Source organism: Alloyangia pacifica (assembly GCF_900116195.1).
GTDB lineage: Bacteria > Pseudomonadota > Alphaproteobacteria > Rhodobacterales > Rhodobacteraceae > Salipiger > Salipiger pacificus.
The window spans coordinates 323,425-339,309 of record NZ_FOZW01000007.1 but is presented as its reverse complement, the minus strand read 5'-3'; the positions used below and the strand labels follow the sequence as shown (position 1 = coordinate 339,309).

The 15,885-nt window shown below is 68.3% G+C and carries 16 protein-coding genes; 5 read left to right on the top strand and 11 right to left on the bottom strand.

All coding sequences use genetic code 11. The features are described from left to right. Positions 1-498, top strand: a 498-nt coding sequence (locus BM397_RS16740) for an electron transfer flavoprotein subunit alpha/FixB family protein (RefSeq protein WP_218159337.1), incomplete at its 5' end; no start/stop codon positions are given. 66 nt (positions 499-564) lie between these two features. Here BM397_RS16740 and BM397_RS16735 read toward each other — a convergent pair. Then, on the bottom strand, positions 565-1,317 hold the full coding sequence (locus BM397_RS16735; protein WP_092426174.1) for a glutaredoxin family protein: 753 nt from the start codon (positions 1,315-1,317) through the stop codon (positions 565-567). A 205-nt stretch (positions 1,318-1,522) separates the two neighbouring features. On the opposite strand from BM397_RS16735, the gene BM397_RS16730 reads away from it, so the two are divergent. Beyond that, positions 1,523-2,098, top strand: coding sequence for an NADPH-dependent FMN reductase (locus tag BM397_RS16730; RefSeq protein ID WP_092426172.1), 576 nt, complete (start codon positions 1,523-1,525; stop codon positions 2,096-2,098). A 154-nt stretch (positions 2,099-2,252) separates the two neighbouring features. On the opposite strand, the gene BM397_RS16725 is transcribed toward BM397_RS16730, so the two are convergent. Next, positions 2,253-3,899: a KpsE/RkpR family capsule polysaccharide export protein gene (locus BM397_RS16725; protein WP_092426170.1), complete on the bottom strand. Its 1,647-nt coding sequence runs from the start codon at positions 3,897-3,899 to the stop codon at positions 2,253-2,255. Next, positions 3,877-4,536, bottom strand: coding sequence for an ABC transporter ATP-binding protein (locus BM397_RS16720; RefSeq protein ID WP_092426167.1), 660 nt, complete (start codon positions 4,534-4,536; stop codon positions 3,877-3,879). Before BM397_RS16720 ends, BM397_RS16725 begins: the two co-directional genes overlap by 23 nt. Positions 4,537-4,740: 204 nt before the next feature. Here BM397_RS16720 and BM397_RS16715 point away from each other — a divergent pair, with 204 nt between their 5' ends. Together BM397_RS16715 and BM397_RS16710 are read left to right on the top strand one after the other, a co-directional pair. Continuing rightward, a complete protein-coding gene (locus BM397_RS16715) occupies positions 4,741-5,337 on the top strand; it encodes a uracil-DNA glycosylase family protein (protein ID WP_092426165.1) in 597 nt (198 codons plus the stop codon). Next, entirely contained in the window at positions 5,334-6,122 is a 789-nt protein-coding gene (locus tag BM397_RS16710; RefSeq protein ID WP_092426163.1) for an SseB family protein, read from the top strand. Before BM397_RS16715 ends, BM397_RS16710 begins: the two co-directional genes overlap by 4 nt. 10 nt (positions 6,123-6,132) lie before the next feature. Here BM397_RS16710 and BM397_RS16705 read toward each other — a convergent pair whose 3' ends face one another. The 7 genes from BM397_RS16705 to BM397_RS16675 all read right to left on the bottom strand — a co-directional run bounded on the left by BM397_RS16705 (position 6,133) and on the right by BM397_RS16675 (position 13,469). Next, positions 6,133-7,137 (bottom strand): P1 family peptidase, encoded by a 1,005-nt coding sequence (locus BM397_RS16705; RefSeq protein ID WP_092426160.1) that lies wholly within the window; start codon positions 7,135-7,137, stop codon positions 6,133-6,135. Between the two features lie 200 nt (positions 7,138-7,337). Next, on the bottom strand, positions 7,338-8,078 hold the full coding sequence (locus tag BM397_RS16700; protein ID WP_092426158.1) for an SDR family oxidoreductase: 741 nt from the start codon (positions 8,076-8,078) through the stop codon (positions 7,338-7,340). A 60-nt stretch (positions 8,079-8,138) separates the two neighbouring features. Continuing rightward, positions 8,139-9,584: an aldehyde dehydrogenase family protein gene (locus BM397_RS16695; RefSeq protein ID WP_092426156.1), complete on the bottom strand. Its 1,446-nt coding sequence runs from the start codon at positions 9,582-9,584 to the stop codon at positions 8,139-8,141. Next, positions 9,562-11,232, bottom strand: a complete 1,671-nt coding sequence (locus BM397_RS16690; protein ID WP_092426154.1) for a dipeptide ABC transporter ATP-binding protein — start codon at positions 11,230-11,232, stop codon at positions 9,562-9,564. Before BM397_RS16690 ends, BM397_RS16695 begins: the two co-directional genes overlap by 23 nt. After that, positions 11,229-12,044 (bottom strand): ABC transporter permease, encoded by an 816-nt coding sequence (locus tag BM397_RS16685; protein WP_092426152.1) that lies wholly within the window; start codon positions 12,042-12,044, stop codon positions 11,229-11,231. Before BM397_RS16685 ends, BM397_RS16690 begins: the two co-directional genes overlap by 4 nt. Beyond that, positions 12,041-12,985: an ABC transporter permease gene (locus BM397_RS16680; protein WP_092426150.1), complete on the bottom strand. Its 945-nt coding sequence runs from the start codon at positions 12,983-12,985 to the stop codon at positions 12,041-12,043. The genes BM397_RS16685 and BM397_RS16680 overlap by 4 nt, the downstream gene beginning before the upstream one ends. Positions 12,986-13,025: 40 nt before the next feature. Further along, on the bottom strand, positions 13,026-13,469 hold the full coding sequence (locus tag BM397_RS16675) for an NUDIX domain-containing protein (RefSeq protein ID WP_092426148.1): 444 nt from the start codon (positions 13,467-13,469) through the stop codon (positions 13,026-13,028). 110 nt (positions 13,470-13,579) lie between these two features. Here BM397_RS16675 and BM397_RS16670 point away from each other — a divergent pair, with 110 nt between their 5' ends. Continuing rightward, the gene (locus BM397_RS16670) at positions 13,580-14,719 is read left to right on the top strand and encodes an alpha-D-ribose 1-methylphosphonate 5-triphosphate diphosphatase (protein WP_092426145.1); all 1,140 of its coding nucleotides are present in this window, start codon (positions 13,580-13,582) and stop codon (positions 14,717-14,719) included. Positions 14,720-14,737: 18 nt separating this feature from the next. Here BM397_RS16670 and BM397_RS16665 read toward each other — a convergent pair whose 3' ends face one another. Beyond that, positions 14,738-15,811 carry a 5-(carboxyamino)imidazole ribonucleotide synthase gene (locus BM397_RS16665; protein WP_092426143.1) on the bottom strand — a complete coding sequence of 358 codons (1,074 nt, stop codon included), beginning with the start codon at positions 15,809-15,811 and terminating at the stop codon, positions 14,738-14,740. Between the last annotated feature and the right edge of the window lie 74 nt (positions 15,812-15,885).

The following is a 15,885-nucleotide window of genomic DNA, read 5'->3' as shown; positions in this document are numbered from 1 at the left end:
GTTATCACCTTCCGGACCTCCACCTTCGAAGCCGCCGCCTCCACCGGTTCGGCCCCGGTCGAAACCATCGGCGCGGGCGAGAACCCGGCCCTGTCGGAATGGGTCGAGGACAAGATGGCCGAGAGCGATCGTCCGGAACTGACCTCGGCGAAGATCGTCGTCTCGGGCGGCCGCGGCGTCGGCTCGGAAGAGGATTTCGCGCTGATCGAGAAGCTCGCCGACAAGCTCGGCGCCGCAGTGGGCGCCTCGCGCGCCGCGGTGGATTCGGGCTTTGCGCCGAACGACTGGCAGGTCGGCCAGACCGGCAAGGTCGTGGCACCGGACCTCTACGTTGCCGTCGGAATCTCGGGCGCCATCCAGCACCTCGCGGGCATGAAGGACTCCAAGGTGATCGTCGCGATCAACAAGGACGAGGAGGCGCCGATCTTCCAGGTCGCCGACTTCGGCCTCGTCGCCGACCTCTTCGAGGCCGTGCCGGAACTCACCGACAAGGTCTGAGCCGCACCACCCAAATATCGAAAGGCCCGCCAAACCGGCGGGCCTTTTGCTTTCAAGATATCGTTTTCAGACCAGCGGCCTGACCAGCATCCACAGGCCCATGGCGATCATCGCGAGGTTCTCGGTCAGCGACACGAAGCCCAGCGGCACATTGCTGCCACCTCCCACGCAGGCACATTTCAGCTCGCGCTTGTCGAGGTAGACCGCCTTGATCACCGAAACCGCGCCGATCGTGCCGATCACCAGCGCCACCGGTGCGGCGAGCCATGTCAGCACCCCGGCCAGCATCAACAGGCCCGCGCCGGTCTCGGCGAAGGGATAGACATAGCCGTAGCGCACCTGCCGCTGCGCCAGCAGGTCGTAGTTGAGGAACATGGTCTGAAAGCTCTCGATGTCCTGCAACTTCTGCAGGCCCAGCAGCACCATGCCGAAGGCGATGAACCACGCGAGCACCTGCCAGGAAACCACCGTGCCCAGCACCAGCCAGCTCAGCCCCAGCGCCATGAGGAAGGCAACGGCGAAAATCGCGACCACCGGGCGATATGAGGTGGCTTCGGGATCGCGCACAGGCTTGCCGAAGTGCCTGCGGACATCCTCGTAGCCGCCGATCCGCGTCCCGCCGATGAAGACCTGCGGCGTGGTCTTCACATCCCGCGCGCGCTGGAATGCCTCGGTCTCCTCCTTGCTGCGCAACGGGTGGTCATCGACAACGAAGCCCTCACGCTCCAGCAGGTCCTTGGTCTTCAGACCCCAGGGGCATAGGTGCTTGGGCATGACCATACGGTAGAGCTCGGCGTGACGTGTCTCGTCCTTCGGCATGGGAAATCTCCGGCTGGGTCCCATCTCAACGCCCGGGCCAGCCGCTTGTTTCATTGGTGCCCGCCCGCCCCCGTGCACCAGTGCACCCGGACTGTGCGTTCGGGCGAATTGTCCCGCCGGCAATCGAGCGTAGGTATAGGCGCAAGGCACGGCCACTTCCCTCCCCGGCCGCTCACTCCCTCATGAACGCACAAGGATACCACCCATGTCTCTCAAAGTGAAAATCATCCTCGGTTCCACCCGCCCCGGCCGCATCGTTCCGATCGTCGGCAAATGGGTCGAAGAGATCGCCAAGCAGCAGAATGGCTTCGACGTCGAAGTCGTCGACCTCAAGGAAATCAACCTGCCGCTACTCGACGAGGCCGGCCACCCGCGCGCCCAGGCCTATGAGCACGAGCACACCAAGAAGTGGGCCGCGAAGATCGCCGAGGCCGATGCCTTCGTCTTCCTGACCCCGGAATACAACAGCTTCCCCTCCGCTGCGCTGGTCAACGCCATACAGGCGCTCGCCGTGGAATGGGAGCGCAAGGTCGCGGCCGTGGTCAGCTACGGCGGCGTCTCGGGCGGCATGCGCGCTGCGCAGGAGCTGCGCCAGCTGCTGGTCAACATGAACGTCATGGCGCTGCCGCAATCGGTGCCGGTTCCCTTCGTGTTCAACTTCATCGGCGAGGATGGCGTGCTGCGCCCCGAGCAGCCGGTCGTCGACGGCCTGAAAGGCATGTTCAACGAGCTGGCCGTCTGGGGTGAAGCGCTGAAGCCCTCGCGCGCCCAGGCCGCCTGATCGCGTATCCCCACGCATCGAACGCGGAAACGCCCGGCCATTGGCCGGGCGTTTTCTTTTGCGGCAGCAGGGTATCCGGCATCCCGGCATTCCCCCTCCGGGCAGCCGCACGCGGGGCGCGGGTGCCCGAGATCAGCCCGAGATCAGCCGGGGATCAACTCGACACCTGCTCGCGCAGGATCGACGCGGTCAGCGAGATCATCAGGTAGATGCCCGACAGGATCAGGAAGGCCAGAATCGTGTTCTCGAAGCTGCGCGGGTAACTCGCATCCTGCGAGGCCACCGGCTCGACCGAGGTGGTCAGATAGCGCGCCTGGCTCTCGGCATCACGCCGCGCCTGTTCGAGCCGCTCCAGCGCGGTCTGCAGCATCAGGTCGCGGGTGGCGAGATCCGCCTGTGCGAGCTGGATCTGCACCGCCTTCTCGGCAAGGGAATCCTCTCCGGTGGTGGCGCTGGTCATCTCGGCGTTCAGGTCCTCCAGAAGCGCCTCGAGCCGCCGCACGTCGCCGCGCGCGCCCTCGACCCGGCTGCTGTTGGGCCGGGCGTTGTCGAGCAGCGCCTGCAGGGTCAGGCGCTTTTCCTGCAGCTGCACCTCGACGTTGCTGACCTGGGTGCGCAGCGAGGCGATGCGGCCCTCGGGGTCGATCACCGAGCCCTGCTGCTGCAGACGCACCAGCTTCTCCTGTGCGTTCTGACGCTCGACCTCCGCCTCTTCGAGGCCCACTTCGGCATCCGTCACCGCGTTCGAACGCTTGCGCAGCGACAGGTTGTCGACCCGTGTCTCGGCATAGCCGATCAGCGCCCGGCTGAAGCGCGCGGCGGTCTCGGGGTCGGCGGCCTGCACCTCCATCTTCACCACGCCCTCGGTGGGGTCGTAGCCGATCTCGATGTTGCGCTTGTAGATACCGTAGGCTTCTTCGTTCGAGGCACCCACGTCGAGCCTCTGCAGGGGGTCGATCCAATCCTGCTGGTAATGCGCCTTGAAGCCCTCGTCGCGGTCGAGCCGCAGCATCGCGTCCTTCGACATCAGGTAGCTCTGCACTGCGATCGCATCCTGATTGGTGGCGAACTGCGTGCCCGAGAACAGGCTGCCCATGGAGGAGGCGGAGTTCTCTGCCTTGAGGATCAGGAACTCGGACTTGGTGGCGTACATCGGCGTGGCCACCACGTAGAAATAGTAGCCCGCGAGGATCGTCGGCAGCATCACGAAGAAGGCCAGCCGGGTCAGCAGCATCATCTGCTTCTTGCGGCGGCGCTTGGCCAGCTCCTGCTGGATCCGGGTGATCTCCGCGGCGCGGCGCTCGGCCGGGCTGACGGTCTGGGTCGAGGGCAGCTGGGTCCTCGGCGCCACCGGCTGCGGCAGGCCCTTGCCCTCGGAATGCGGCACGGGCAGCCCGGCCTCGGGACCCTTCCCACCGCCATCGCCGGATCCACCCGCGCCGCTGGCGGTCTCGGGCACCACCAGCTCAAGCATCGAGCTGCGCTGGAACGGATCGATTCCCTGCGCCCGCAGCATGCGCACCGCGTCGTAATCAGAGGCCGGCTCGAAGCCGTGCTTCTGCGCCACCCGGCGGGCCAGCCGAAGCTGGCGACCGGTGAGCCCCTCGGCACGAATGGCGTCGAGATCGGTGCTCCCGGCTTTCGGGCTGGCGGCGGCTTCGGCGGCGGGCGGGGACGTGGGCGCTTCAACCGCGGCAGGGGCGGCGCGCAGCGGCACCTCCGCCTGCGGCGATGCGGGCGGGACCTGCCCCGGCTCAGGGCGGCGGATACGGAACTTCTTAGCCTTGGGTTTCGTAATCATAGAGCCGTTTCGCTTCTTCCAAGGTATCAAACTGGTGCAGCTTTCCGTCCATCAGGACCGCTGCCTTACTCGCAAACTTTTCCAGGATCGCCGGCTGGTGGGAGACGATCACGATCGTGGTGGTACGCAGTCGCTCGGCAAGGATTTCTCCGGCCTTGCGATTGAACTCGACGTCGGTCGAACTCGGCATCCCCTCGTCGATGAGGTAGATGTCGAAATCCAGTGCCAGCATCAGCGAGAAGGTGAACCGCGCCTTCATCCCCGACGAATAGGTGCCGATCGGCTGGTCGAAGTATTCGCCCAGCCCGCAGAGCCAGCGGCAGAAGGCCTCGACGTACTCGGGATCGAGGCCGTACATCCGCGCGATGAACCGGGCATTCTCCCGCGCGGAAATCTTCGACACCACGCCGCCCATGAAGCCCAGCGGGAAAGACACGCGCGAAGTCCGGCGAATTTCGCCCTCGTCGGGTTTTTCCAGCCCCGCCATCATGCGGATCAGGGTTGTCTTGCCGGTGCCGTTCGGGGCCAGGATGCCAATGCTCTCGCCGACCGTGACCTGGAAGGACACGCGATCAAGGATCACCTTACGGCGCTCCCCAGTCCAGAAGGACTTGCTGACCATATCGAACTCAATCATCACCCAACCCCCATACACAGGGCCAACATACTCCGGCCCCCGGGTTACGTGACGGTTATTTGGCGAATTAGGTTAGAATGTGACCAAAACTTGAAGAGAACCCCTTTTCATCGCCACACTTTACATTGCCAGAGGAAAGTCACTCCACGGCGAACCCGAATCTTTGAATGGCGGATCGATGCCCAAAGACCTAAGTCCCGTGCCATGTCCGAGCGTCTGACCACTCTCAAGGAAGAGATCACCGCCTGCCGCCTCTGCGCGGAGCGTTTCGCCGCCACCGCCACCCGGCACAGCCCGCGCCCGGTGGCGTGGTTCCGGCCCGGCGCGCGGCTGCTGATCGCCGGGCAGGCCCCGGGGATGCGGGTGCACAAGTCCGGCCGCCCCTTCGACGATCCTTCGGGCGACCGGCTGCGCGACTGGCTGGGCCTCTCCGAAGCCGAATTCTGGGACCAGAGCCGCGTCGCCATCGTGCCCATGGCCTTCTGCTTCCCGGGCTATGACGCCAAGGGGTCGGACCTGCCGCCGCCCCCTGTCTGCCGCGCAACCTGGCATGATCCGCTGTTCGCAGCGCTCGGCCCGCTGCCACTGCGGATCTACGTCGGCGGCCATGCGCATCGCTATCACCTCGGAACAAGGGCCGGCGTGACAGAAACCGTCGCCGCCTGGCGCGACCACCTTCCCCACGCTCTGCCCTTGCCCCACCCGTCCTGGCGCAATACGGGTTGGCTCAAACGCAATCCGTGGTTCGAGGCCGAGCTCCTGCCCGTCCTGCGCGCCCGTGTCCGCGAGGTCCTGACATGACGACAACACCGCTCGACGCCGCGCTCCGCGCGATGGAGGCCGCCCCCGAGGATGACAACGCCCGGCTGCGCTTCTACGAGCGTCTCGCCGATGGCGAGCTGTTCCTGCTGCTCACCCGCGAGATCGACGGCGACCAGATCGAGCCCGAACTCTTCGACCTTGGCGATGCCCGCTTCGTGCTGGTCTTCGACCGCGAGGAGCGGCTGTCGCAATTCGTTGGCCGCGCCGCACCCTATGCCGCGCTCTCGGGCCGCGCCGTGGCCAACATGCTGGCCGGACAAGGCATCGGCCTCGCGGTGAACATCGAGGTCTCCGAGGCCTCCACCCTGCTGCCCGCCGAGGCGGTGGACTGGCTGGCGGAAACCCTCGGTCACGGCCCTTCCGAAGGCGAGGCGCGCATCGAGGAAGTCACCAGGCCCGGTGGCCTGCCCGAGGCGCTGCTTTCGGCGCTGGACACCAAGCTCGCCACCGCCGCAGGCTTCGCCCGCTGCGCCTGGCTGGCTGGGGCCTCCTACGAGGGTGGCGGGCGCGGGCACATACTCGCCTTCGCTGGGGCCGTGCCGGGGGCCGAGGACGCGCTGGCCCGTGCCGTGAACGAGGCGTTGGTCTTCTCGGGTATCGAGGCGGGCGCGCTCGACGTGCTTTTCCTGCGTGACAGCGACCCGCTGGCGGCCTCGCTCACCCGCGTCGGCCTGCGCTTCGACCTGCCGGAGATCGAGGAACCCACGCGGGTCGAGCGCATCGCCCCCGGGTCCGACCCCGACAGCCCGCCGATCCTGCGCTGAGCGTGCGGCGCTAGCGCCCCAGCTCCTCGCGCAGAGTCGGCAGCGTGTCGTCCGGCGCGGGGGTTGCCTCCCAGACGCCGCGCGCGATGGCGCGCGCAAGGCAGAGGCTCGCCGCATGGCCAATCTGAGCCAGCTGCAGCTGCGGAGCGACAAGCGCCTTGCGGCCCGTCGAGCAAGCGAACACGAGGTCGCCGTCCATCGGCGAATGCGCCGGATGGATGGCCCGCCCGATCCCGTCTTGCGCCGCCACCGCAACGCGATGTGCCTGCGCCTTGTCGAGCTGCGCATCGGTGGCGACGATGGCGATCGTCGTGTTCCCAAGTGCCGCCATCGCCCCGGCCTTGCGGCTCTGCGGCATCTCGTGGAAGCCCGGCACCGGCTCCGGCCCGAGCCCGCCGAACTCCTCGCCAATCTCGAAGGGGGCCGACCAGAAGTGCCGCCCCGAGGGCGTGGTGACGCTGCCCATCGGGTTCACCGCCACCAGCGCGCCGACGGTGATGCCGCCCTCGAGCACCAGCGAGGCTGAGCCCAGCCCGCCCTTGTGCTGCGCCGTCTGCGCGCCGCAGCCCGCCCCGCGCGAGCCCAGCCTGAAGCTGCTCCCGGCATTGGCCAGCGCCTGTCGACCGAGCGCCGGATAGGGATTCACCCCCCAATGCTTGTCGCCGCCGTTGAGCAGGTCGAAGAGAATTGCCGCCGGAACGATGGGAACGCGGGCCGAGAAGACCTCGAAGCCCCGCCCTGCCTCATGCAGAGCGTCCATCACCCCCTGCGCCGCCGCCAGCCCGAAGGCGCTGCCGCCGGAAAGAACCAGCGCGTCCACTCCGGGTGCGGATTTGTCTGGGGCCAGCAGGTCGGTCTCGCGCGTGCCGGGCGCGCCACCCATCACCGAAACGGACGCCACCATCGGCGCGTCGGAGGTCACCACCGAAGCGCCGGACTTGAGCAGGGCGTCCTCGGCGTTGCCGACCCGCAGGCCGGGCACGTCGGTGATCAGGTTCAGGGGTCCGGGTCGCATGAATCCACTCCTTGCAGCCACTGGTAAACAATTTGCTGCACTGCGGCGAAAGAACAAGGGCGCCTGCTGTCGCAGGCGCCTTTGCGTATTTGACGAGCAATGAAAGGCGTGATGCCGCCGTCCTCAAGGCAAAAATCCGCGCGTGTCTCGCCGCTGAGACATATGTCTCGGAAAGGTCGCGTCTGTCTCGCCAGCCGGCCTCAGATGCAGCGCCCGCCGTCGACCTCCATGCACACGCCGGTGACCAGAGAGGCTTCGTCCGAACAGAGATAAAGCGCCGCGTTTGCCAGGTCCTCGGGGGTCGAGAAGCGGCCCATGGGAATGGTCGAGAGGAACTTGGCGCGCATCTCGGGCGTGTCCTCGCCCATGAAGCTCTTGAGCAGCGGCGTGTCCCCCGCCACCGGGTTGAGCGCGTTGACCCGCACGCCAAAGGGCGCCAGCTCGATCGCCATCGCCCGCGTCGCGGTGATCATCCAGCCCTTGGAGGCGTTGTACCAGTTCAGCTTCGGCCGCGGCGAGACCCCCGCCGTGGAGGCGACGTTGAGGATCGCCCCCGCGCCGCGCTCTTTCATGCCCGCAACCAGCGCACGGGCCGTTAGATAGACCGACTTGCAGTTGACCGCCCAGACCTTGTCGAAATCCGCTTCGCTGATGTCTTCCATGAAACCCGGCAGATGGGTGACCCCGGCGTTGTTCACCAGGATGTCGACCCGGCCCAGCTCGGCCCCGGCGCGCAGCGCCATCTCCTCGACCGAGGCGCCATCGGCGACGTTCACCTCATGCGCCACGCCGCCAAACTCGGACGCCACCTCCATGGCGCCCTCGATGTTGATGTCGGCGACCATCACCCGCGCGCCCTCTGCCGCGAAGCGCCGCGCGATGCCCGCACCAAAGCCCGAGCCCGCGCCGGTCACGATGGCGGTTTTCCCGTCCAGTCTCATTCCTGTCTCCTCCCTCAAATCCTCTGATGCGGCGCTCAGCCCTGTCCTACAACCGCAGCCTCAGCCGTGATGCGCCGCCACCGTCTTCAGCACCGAGAAGCCGTAGAGCGCCTCGAAGCCCTTCTCGCGTCCGTGGCCGGACTTGCCGACCCCGCCGAAGGGCAGCTCCACCCCACCCCCGGCGCCGTAGTTGTTCAGGAACACCTGCCCCGCCTTCAGCTTCTTCGCGAGCCGCATCTGCCGTGCGCCGTCGCGGGTCCAGACGCTGGCGACGAGCCCGTAGTCGGTGCCATTGGCGATGCGCAGCGCCTCGGCCTCATCCTCGAAGGGGATGACCACCTGCACCGGGCCGAAGATCTCGTCCTGCGCCAGCGCATGCTCCGCCGGGACCGGCCCGTAGAGGCAAGGGGCAACGTAATGCCCGCCCTCGGGCAGCCCCTCGGCAAGCCGCGCCCGCGCCAGCACCGGCAGGTCGGCGCCCTGCTCAAGGAAGCCTTCGACGCGGCGCTTCTGGGTGGCATTGATCAGCGGGCCGATGTCGTGATCCGCCATGGCAGGGCCGACGAGCTTGGCCTCGTAGGCGGCGGCCATGCGGGCCATTACCTCGTCCAGCACCTGCCGCTGCACCAGGATGCGCGAGGAGGCCGAGCAGGTCTGCCCGGCGTTCTGCAGACCGGCATTCACCAGGAACGGCAGCGCGGCGTCGAGATCGGCATCGGCGAAGACCAGCTGCGGAGATTTCCCGCCCAGCTCCAAGGTCACCGGGATGACGTTGTCCGCGGCGGCGCGCTGCACGGCGGCGCCGGTGGCGACCGAGCCGGTGAAGCTCATGTGCTGCACGCCGGGATGCGACGAGAGCGCCGCCCCCGCCTCGGACCCCAGCCCCGGCACCACGTTGAGCGCCCCCGCCGGGAGCCCCGCCTGCTGCGCCAGGTCGGCGAAATGCAGCGCCGTCAGGCAAGCATCCTCGGCCGGCTTCAACACGCAGGCATTGCCCATGGCGAGCGCCGCGCCGACCGAGCGGCCGATGATCTGCATCGGGTAGTTCCACGGCACGATATGGCCGGTGACCCCGTGCGGCTCGCGCAGGGTGTAGACGGTGTAGCCATCGAGGTAGGGAATGGTCTCGCCGTGAATCTTGTCGGCCGCGCCGCCGTAGAACTCGCAATAGCGCGCCAGAGCCACCGCATCGGCCCGCGCCTGAGTCAGCGGCTTGCCCACGTCCTGCGCCTCGATCCGGGCAAGCAGGTCGACGTTTTCCAGAACAAGCTGCCCGATCCGGGTGAGGATGCGCCCGCGTTCAAGCGCGGTCATCGCCCCCCACTCCCCATCAAGCGCCGCCTGCGCCGCGGCCACCGCCTCGTCGATCTCGGCCTTGCCACCGCGGGCGATGCGCCCGATCTCCTCGCCCGTGGACGGATCGCTCAGCGGCAGTGTGTCCGCAGTCTCGCACCATGTGCCGCCAATGAGCACGCGGGCGCTGTCAAAGGGGCTTCCCTCCGGCATCGTCATCTCCTCCCATCGCCAGCGCCGGAAGTTTCGGCGCCGCCTCCATGAGAGATTTGGTATACCAGTGCCGGGGATTGTCAAACACGTCGCTTGTGTCGCCGCGCTCGACGATTTCGCCGTCGCGCATCACCAGCAGCCGATCGGTGATGGAGCGTACCACCGAAAGATCGTGGCTGACGAAGAGGTAACTGAGGCCGCGCGTGCGCGACAACTCGGCCACCAGATCGAGGATCTGCGCCCGCACCCGCACGTCGAGCGCCGAGACCGCCTCGTCGAAGATCACCAGCTCCGGCTCGATGATCAGCGCGCGGGCGATGGCGATGCGCTGGCGCTGCCCGCCCGAGAAGGCGTGGATCGGGGCTTCCGCGTGCTCGGGCTTCAGCCCTACGGCGCTGAGCGCTCCGGCGATGGCGGCCTGCCGCGCGGCGCCCTTGGGCGGGTCCGGCAGCAGGTGGAAGGGCTCGGCGATGATCCGTCCGACGCTGTGGCGCGGGTTGAACGAGCCATAAGGGTCCTGGAACACCACCTGCACGCGGCGCCGGATCTCGGGGTCGGGCCTGCCGTGCGAGAGGATCGGCTTGCCGTCGAGGGAAATCTGCCCCGCCTGTAGCGGTTCGAGCCCGAGGATCGCCCGGCTCAGCGTCGACTTGCCGCAGCCCGACTCGCCCACGAGGCCGACCCGCTCGCCGCGGCGGATGTCAAAGCTGACGCCCTTCACAGCGCGGAACGCGCGGCGAGGTGCGAAGGGATGTTTGCGCGGCAGCGGGTAGTCGCGGACCGCCTCCCGCACGCTGAGCTGGGTCTCGCCGGGGCTGACCGGGACCAGCGGTGCCTGATGTCGCGAGGCCTCGAAGAGCTGTCGTGTATACTGGTGACGCTGCTCGGCCAGCACCTGCGCCGTGCGGCCCTGCTCGACGATGCGCCCGGCCTTCATCACCGCGATGCGATCGGCCATGCCCGCCACGACGGCGAGATCATGGGTGATCATCAGCATGGCCATCCCCTCCTCGCGCACCAGCCCGGTGAGCAGCTCGAGGATCTGCGCCTGCGTCGTCACGTCGAGCGCGGTTGTGGGCTCGTCGGCGATCAGCAGCTTGGGGCGCAGCGCGATGGCCATGGCGATGCCGACCCGCTGGCGCTGCCCGCCCGAAAGCTCATGCGGGTAGCGGGTGGGCGGGATGCGCTCGGGGTCGAGCCCGACACGGGCCATGACCTCGGCGGCCCGGGCGCGGGCGGCGTCTCGGCCCATCGCCCTGTGAACGAGGATCGTCTCCATCACCTGATCGCCGATGCGCTGCACCGGGTTGAGCGCGGTCATCGGCTCCTGGAAGACCATCCCCACCTCGCGCCCGCGCAGGGCGCAAAGGTCGCGCTCGGGCAGCGTCAGCAGGTCACGGCCCGAGAGCAGCAGCCTGCCGGAAGTCGCGGCCCCCTCGGGCAGCAGCCCTATGGCGGCCAGCGCGGTCATCGACTTGCCGGAGCCCGACTCTCCGGTGAGCGCAAGAATCTCGCCCTGCGCCAGCGTCAGGGAAACCTCCTGCAGGATGTCGGTGCCGCTGATGGAAAGGCTCAGGCGGTCCACCTGCAGTAGGGCCTGTGTGGCCCCCGGACCCCCGGGATATTCAGGCCTAGACGAAGGGATCATGCGCGGGAGGGCCTCAGGCGGGGGTCGAGATGGTCGCGCAGACCGTCCCCGAGCAGGTTGAGGCCGAGCACCGTCAACAGGATCGCCAGGCCGGGGACGATGGCAACATGCGGCGCAAGCGCCACCATGGTCTGCGCATCGGCCAGCATCCGGCCCCAGCTCGGCACCGGCGGCTGCGCGCCGAGACCGACGTAGGAAAGCCCCGCCTCGGCAAGGATACCGAGCGAGAACTGGATGGTGCCCTGAACGATCAGCAGGTTGGCGAGATTGGGCAGGATGTGCTCGACGCTGATGCGCGGCGCCCCCTTGCCGGCGACCCGGGCGGCGAGGATGAACTCACGGCGCCAGAAGCTGAGCGCCGCGCCGCGGGTCAGCCGGGCGAAGACCGGGATGTTGAAGATGCCGATGGCGAGGATCGCGTTGAGCGCGCCGGGGCCGAAGATCGCGGTGATCAGGATCGCGATAACCAGCGAGGGGAAGGCGAAGATCAGATCGTTGGTGCGCATCACCAGTTCGTCGAGCCAGCCGCCCTGCCGCGCGGCGGCGGCCAGCCCCAGCGGCACCCCGAGCCCCATGCCGAGGCCCACCGCCACCAGCGCCACCGCCAGCGAAGTGCGGGCGCCGGTCATCACCATGCTGAGCATGTCGCGCCCGAGGTGATCCGTGCCCAGCCAATGCGCCGCGGAGGGCGGCTGCAGGCGGGCGGCGATGTTCACCGCCTCGACGTCGCCCGGGGTCCAAGCGAAGGAGATGAGCGCGCCGAGGGTGAAGGTGAGGCTCAGTGTTGCGCCGAGGATCAGGGAGAGTTTCATCTCGCGCCCCTCAACCTCGGGTCGACCAGCGCATAAGCCATGTCGGTTAGGAAGTTCACCGCGATCACCGCGAAGACCAGCAACATGACCACCGACTCGACCACGATGAGATCCCGCTGGGTGATCGACTGGAAGATCAGCCTCCCCAGCCCGGGCAGGAAGAACACCTGCTCGATGATGATCGCCCCCGCCAGCAGGAAGGAGAACTGCAGCCCGAGGATGGTCAGCACTGGGATCAACGCGTTGCGCAGCCCGTGTCGCCAGAGCGCCTGCCGCCGCGACAGCCCCTTGGCACGGGCGGTGCGGATGAAATCCTCCGAGAGGATGTCGATCAGCGAGGACCGCATGACCCGGGCGAGGATCGCCGCCTGTGGCAGGGCCAGCGCCACCGCTGGCAGGGTCAGGGACTTCAGCGCCACGAGCGGCTGCTCCCAGCCGGGAAAACCGCCGGCGCTGAACCAGCGCAGTTTCAACGCGAAAAGCAACACCAGCAGCATGGCGAACCAGAAGTTGGGGATGGCGATGCCGAGCTGTGTTGCGCCGATCACCCCGGCGTCCCCGGCCCTGCCGCGGCGGGCGGCGGCATAGATGCCAGCGGGCAGCGCGATCAGCGTCGAGAGCCCCAGCGCGTAGAGCGCCAGCGGCAACGAGACGGCGATGCGCTCGGCGACCATCTCCGCGACCGGGGTGCGATAGGTGTAGGAGGTGCCGAAGTCACCGGACAGCATGCCTCCGAGCCAGCTCAGGTAGCGTTGCCATTTCGGCAGGTCGAGGCCGAGTTCGCTGCGCAGCGCCGCCACCGTATCGGGCTGGGCATTCATACCGAGCATGTAGCTGGCCGGATCGCCGGGGGCGACCTCGACCACCAGGAAGATGACCAGCGACGCCACCAGCAGGGAAACCGCCAGCGAGGTCAGACGTTTGAGCGCGTAGCCTAGCATGGGGGCACGTTAGGCGCGGCACGCGGCGCGGTCCAGACGCTCAATGCTGGATCAGCTCCAGAGGGTCGTAGCCGAAGCCCCGCCCCCAGGCCACATGCGGCAGGCTGTCGGGCTTGAAGCGCAGCCCCTCCATCTCGTCGCGGGTGACGAAGCGGCGCTCGGTGACCACACCCTCGGGGTCCTGCCAGCTGGCGTCGAGCTGGCCGGCCACGATGTGGCAGCGGAAGAAGATCTCGACCTGGTGAAAGCCGCTGGCGGGGTCGTGGAACTCGTTGACGAGACACGGCGGGCCGACCTTCACCGCGAGCCCGGTTTCCTCGCGCAGTTCGCGAGCGAGGTTGTCGGGCAGCGAGGCACCGGGTTCGACGCCGCCACCGGGGGCACACCAGAGGTCGCTCTTGCCGCCGGGCCAGGCGTTGACCAGCAGCAACCGGTCCTCGTGCAGCAGCACGGCGCGGGCGGCGAGGCGGGGGGACTTCGGCATGGGCTTCCCTTCGGGCGCGGTCTTTTGCCCCTTTCATAGGGTCGGGCGGGCGCGTATCTCAAGCGCCGACCCAACCCGGCCCCATTTTCCCTGCTCGAAAGCCCCTGCCCGTGCTCGACCTGACCCTTCAGAACGCCCCCATCCTGCGCCCCGAGGGCTGGAGCGACGCGCCGCTGTCCATCAGCGGCGGCTTCATCGGAAGCGGTGGCGGCAAGGCCGTCGACCTATCGGGCTTCGAAGTGCTCCCGGGGATCGTCGACGCCCATGGCGACGGCTTCGAGCGTCACATGGCACCGCGCCGCGGGGCGCTGCGCGAGCGCGCCTCCGGGGTACAGGCCTGCGCCGCCGAACTGGCGGCCTGCGGAATCACGACGGCGGCGCTGGCGCAGTTCTGGTCCTGGGAAGGCGGGATGCGCGGGCCGGAGTTCGCAAGGGAGGTCTTTGCCGCCGTCACCGAGGTCGCGCCGACCGTCACCGTCGACCTGCGCCTGCAACTGCGGCTCGAGACGCATTTCCTCGACGGCTTTGCCGGGGCGGCAGAGGCGGTAGAGCGCTGGGGCATCTCCTACGTGGTGTTCAACGACCACCTGCCGCACCAGCGCCTCGCAGAGGGGCGCAAGCCGCCGCGGCTCACCGGACAGGCGCTGAAGAGCGGTCGCAGTCCCGAGGCGCATCTGGCGCTGATGATGGGGCTGCACGAACGCGGCGACGAAGTCCCGGCGGCGCTGGACGGGCTCTGCGCGAGGCTGACGGAGCGCGGCGTGACCATGGGCAGCCACGACGACCGCACCGCCGGGGGCCGGGCCGCATGGCGCGCGCGCGGCGCGCAGGTGTCGGAATTCCCAGAGACGGTCGAGGCGGCACAGGCGGCCCGCGAGGCCGGCGATTTCATCGTGCTCGGCGCGCCAAACGTTGTGCGCGGGGCGAGCCATGCGGGCAATGTCTCGGCGCTGGAGCTGGTGGGGATGGGCCTCTGCGATGCGCTGGCCTCGGACTACCACTACCCCGCCCCGGCGCGCGCGGCTTGGCGCTGCGTGGAACTCGGCCTGCTGGAGGAGGTCGAAGCGTGGAGGCTGGTGTCTGAGGGGCCGGCAAAGCTCCTGGGGCTGACGGACCGGGGCCGGATCGAGGACGGGCTGCGCGCCGATCTCATCATCCGCGAGCAGGCATCGCGGCGCATCGTGGCCACCATCGCCGGCGGCGTTGTCGCCTACATGAGCGGCGAAGTGGCCGGGCGCTTCATTGGCTGAAGCGCCCCTTCACGACGGTCAGCCGCCGCGGACGATGCGGTTGACGTGGCCCATCTTGCGGCCCGGCTTGGCCTCGGCCTTGCCATAGAGGTGCAGCGCCGTGTCCGCCTCGCGCAGCAGCTCGGGGACCCGGTCCATGTCGTCGCCGATCAGGTTCTCCATCTGCACGTCCGAGTGCCGCCCGCCATCGCCCAGAGGCAGCCCTGCCACGGCGCGGATGTGCTGCTCGAACTGATCGACGCTGCAGCCGTTCTGCGTCCAGTGGCCCGAGTTGTGCACCCGCGGCGCGATCTCGTTGACCACCAGACCGTCAGCACAGACGAAGAGCTCCACGCCCATGACGCCGACGTAGTCGAGCGCGTTGAGGATGCGGCCCGCCAGCAGGATCGCGTCCTGCCGGTGCGCCGGGGTCAGCCGGGCGGGCACGGTGGTGGTGCGCAGGATGCCGTCGCGGTGGACGTTCTCGCCGGGATCGAAGCAGGCGACCTCGCCATCGACGCCGCGCGCCGCGATCACCGAGACCTCGTGAGAGAAGTCGACAAACCCCTCGAGCACCGCCGGGGCACCGTTCATCGCCTCGAAGGCATCGGCGGCATCGTCCTTCGACAGGATGCGCGCCTGGCCCTTGCCGTCGTAGCCGAAGCGGCGGGTCTTGAGGATGGCCGGCGCCCCGATCAGCTCGAGCGCGTTGTTGAGGTCCGCCTCGCTGTCGACGGCGGCGAAAGGCGCGGTGCGCAACCCGAGGTCCGACAGGAATTCCTTCTCGGTCATCCGGTCCTGGCTGACGCGCAGCGCCTCGCGGCCCGGACGGATCGGTCGCAGCGCCTGCAGCGTGTCGAGCGCCTCGGTGGGGATGTTCTCGAACTCGTAGGTCACCACGTCCACCGACTCGGCAAAGCGAGTGAGCGCCGCCTTGTCATCATAGGAGGCGGTGGTCACCGCGTGGGCGACGTGCCCCGCGGGCGGCTCGGCACCCGGCTCGAAGATATGCGTGCGGTAGCCGAGGCGGCTGGCGGCCACGGAGAGCATCCGTCCCAGCTGTCCGCCGCCGAGAATGCCGATGGTTGCACCTTGGGGAAGAGCGTCAGACATGGGGGTCTCCGTTTCTGGGGTCGCGTTTGGCCGCTTTTCCTGCGGATTGGCGCCGCTTGCAACACCCGTTTGCG